Source organism: Microbacterium sp. Bi128, assembly GCF_918698205.1.
The window spans coordinates 1-2989 of sequence record NZ_CAKKMM010000589.1 but is presented as its reverse complement, the minus strand read 5'-3'; the positions used below and the strand labels follow the sequence as shown (position 1 = coordinate 2989).

Below are 2989 nucleotides of genomic sequence, written 5' to 3'. Positions count from 1 at the left end.
ACCGCCACAAGGACGTCTACCAGCACTCGCTGCAGGTCCTGGAACAGGCAGCAGCGCTGGAGTCGAAGGCGGACGGCCCGGTTCCCGGCCCGGACTTCGTGTTGCGGTTCGCCGCCCTCATGCACGACGTCGGCAAGCCGGCCACGCGCCGCTTTGAACCGGGCGGCGCAGTGAGCTTCCGCCACCACGACATGGTGGGCGCCAAGCTGACCGCCAAGCGCATGAAGGCGCTGCGCTTCGACAACGACACCATCAAGGCCGTGGCCAGGCTTGTGGAGCTGCACATGCGCTTTTACGGCTACGGTGAGGCCGGCTGGAGCGATTCCGCGGTCCGCCGCTACATCACCGACGCCGGTCCCCTCCTGGAGCGCCTGCACCGGCTCACCCGCTCCGATGTCACCACCCGGAACCAGCGCAAGGCGGACCGGCTGTCCTTCGCCTACGACGACCTTGAGGACAGGATCGCGGCGCTGCGGGAGCAGGAGTCCCTCGACGCCGTCCGCCCGGACCTGGACGGCGGCCGGATTATGGCGCTGCTTGGTCTCAAGCCCGGTCCCGTGGTGGGCCGCGCCTACAAATTCCTGCTGGAAGAACGCATGGAGCACGGCCCGCTCGATCCCGCCGTCGCCGAATCCCGCCTGCGGGACTGGTGGGCGGCACAGCCCGAGGCGGCGCCCGCCGGCGCCGAACTCTCCACCACTGAGGAGTCCTAAGTGATTGCACCATCCAACGGCCCCCGCCCCCAACTGTGGATCCTGCGGCACGGTGAAACAGAGTGGTCCAAGAGCGGGCAATACACCGGTCTCACGGACATGCCCCTCACGGTGGAAGGCGAGCAGCAGGCCGTGGAGGCGCGCAGGGTGCTCGAGACCGTCGACTTCGACCTCGTACTGACCTCACCCCTGCGCCGCGCCCGCCGGACCGCCGAACTCGCCGGCTACCCCGACGCCCAGTTGGAGCCGCTGGCGGTGGAGTGGGACTACGGCGACTACGAGGGCATCAGCTCGGACCTCATCCGCAAGGACAACCCCGAATACCTGATCTGGACGCACGGCGTGCCCAATGGTGAAGCGCTCGACGACGTCGCCGCCCGCGCGGACAAGATCGTGGCCCGGGTGCTCGAATCGGGCCTGGACAATGTGCTGATCGTCGCGCACGGGCATTTCTCCCGCATCCTGACCGCCCGGTGGCTCGGATTGGACCCCCGCGAGGGCCGGCATTTCGTGTTGGGGACCGCCAAAGTCTGCACACTGGGATGGGATAAGAAGACACCGGCAATCGTGCGCTGGGGACTCTAAAACCGGTTTTTAAAACAAAGTTAAAAAAAGTTTATGAATTCGGTAGGCAACTGCCGCATTCGTAGTGTATTTTTATTTCTGACCCCAAGGCGACTTGCCGGGGTCACGGCGCGCGTCGCCCGGCCTGTCAGCCGGAGCCACGGCAGAACAGAAAAGGAGGTTGGGAAAATGATGATTACTTTGACTAGCGGATGGATGTACTCCACCACCGCCAACCCGGCCTCGTTCGCTGACCCGCGCCCAAATGTCGGACTGACTGTTTCCTGACCGCTTTCCCGTCCCAGGCAATGCAGCCTGGGGCCCGCGGCAGTTGGCCTTCCATGACGGAAAGCCCAATGACGGCAGCCTGAACAGGCGGAACCACGCGGTTGCGCAGCCTCCCCATAGTTCGGAACCCAGCTTCTTGTTGGGGTTTCGGCGCTACCGCGTCCAGGGGCCATTCTCCATCGAATAACTTTTTCCTATCCGGAATTCCGGCCTAATTAAGGCCAGGGATTTTCGGGCTAATTGCCACGCCCGGAACCGGTTATTCGAATTCCCTGCATCCAGCGCTCTATTTGTCGCGCCCAAAATACGGCGGCCCGTTCATCCGCCCATTCCTGCTGCCTCCTGTTCGCCCCATTGAACCAAGGCGGCTCAATCCCCACCAACGAAAGGTCCCTGTGACTACCGCAACCACCGCTCCTGCCCGCCGCACAGCCCTGCCCGCCACCAGGGCGCGCCGATCGAGTCCCCGAGGGGAGGTAAGAACCATGATGAACAAGCTCTATACGGTCCTGTTCCGAAAGCTGAGCCGCAGGGAGTCGACACGCTTCAACGGCCAACTCCGGGACCAAAGGCGGGACGACACGTTCCTCGCCATGCATCAGGCCGGCCTGATTCGCTGACGCCCAATCTGCTGACGGCCGGACATTTCCGCCACCGGCGCATGGACTAGTCCCGTGCAGGGGCGGAGCCCCGTTGCCGGCAGGACTGTCCGCAGCGAAGGAGGACCTGATGACTGACATTGGAACCGATCCCAGGGAGCCCGTGCGTCGCCGCACGGGCTCCCCCTTTTAAGCATCCCTTCGTGGGCAGCCGTTGTGGCGGCCTGCGCTACGACGTGCCAGCGAAGACCGCGGCGCGGCACGGGTCAATGTCCCCCGGTAAGCTCAAGGTCATGCAGGAGACAAAGCCGCCGGCGCGCAAACGGGTCCGATTGGTCATCCCGAGCCGCAGCGACCCTTTTCTCCGAAACTTCACGGAACTGGTAGGCGGTCCCTTGGGCCACCGCTCGGCGCCCGGGATCGTTTCGCCGGGATTCTTTACGGTGGATCGTGTTCTGGTCATCCTCACTGTCCTCGCCGCCCTGGCCGGGATTCTGCTCAAGAGCTTCTGCCGCACCAACGGCTGGGAAACACCCGGGCAGTTCTACGCCACGTGCTACTCGGACTTTCCGGAGCTGTTCCGCAACCGCGGCCTCGGCGATGGCGCCTTCCCCTTCATTACCCCGGGAAGCCTCTTCGAGTACCCCGTGCTGATGGGGTTGATTGCGGGTGCCACCGCACTTCTGGTGCCCGGCGCCGGCACCGACGATCCCCGCGTCCTTGGCTACTTCGACGTCAACGCCACCCTGATCGCCGCCGTCTGGATCATCACCGTGCTGGCCACGGCACGGACGAACCGCCGGCGGTCCTGGGACGCGGCGATGG

Annotated in this window: 3 protein-coding genes and 1 pseudogene; all 4 read left to right on the top strand. The window is 64.8% G+C overall.

Going from position 1 to position 2989, the window contains the following annotated elements; translation table 11 throughout:
* Window positions 1-713, top strand: a 713-nt coding sequence (locus LQV45_RS23385; protein WP_230009039.1) for an HD domain-containing protein, incomplete at its 5' end; no start/stop codon positions are given.
* Window positions 714-1298 (top strand): histidine phosphatase family protein, encoded by a 585-nt coding sequence (locus LQV45_RS23380; protein WP_028277661.1) that lies wholly within the window; start codon window positions 714-716, stop codon window positions 1296-1298. It abuts the gene before it with no gap.
* Window positions 1299-2050: 752 nt separating this feature from the next.
* The gene (locus LQV45_RS35710) at window positions 2051-2185 is read left to right on the top strand and encodes a hypothetical protein (protein WP_290370301.1); all 135 of its coding nucleotides are present in this window, start codon (window positions 2051-2053) and stop codon (window positions 2183-2185) included.
* A 272-nt stretch (window positions 2186-2457) separates the two neighbouring features.
* Window positions 2458-2989 (top strand): annotated as a pseudogene (locus tag LQV45_RS23375) (hypothetical protein); the annotation flags it as partial.

What these genes read in the sequence shown, in the direction of transcription:
- LQV45_RS35710 (WP_290370301.1), top strand. Translation starts at nt 2,051, where the DNA reads ATGATGAACAAGCTCTATACGGTCCTGTTCCGAAAGCTGAGCCGCAGG.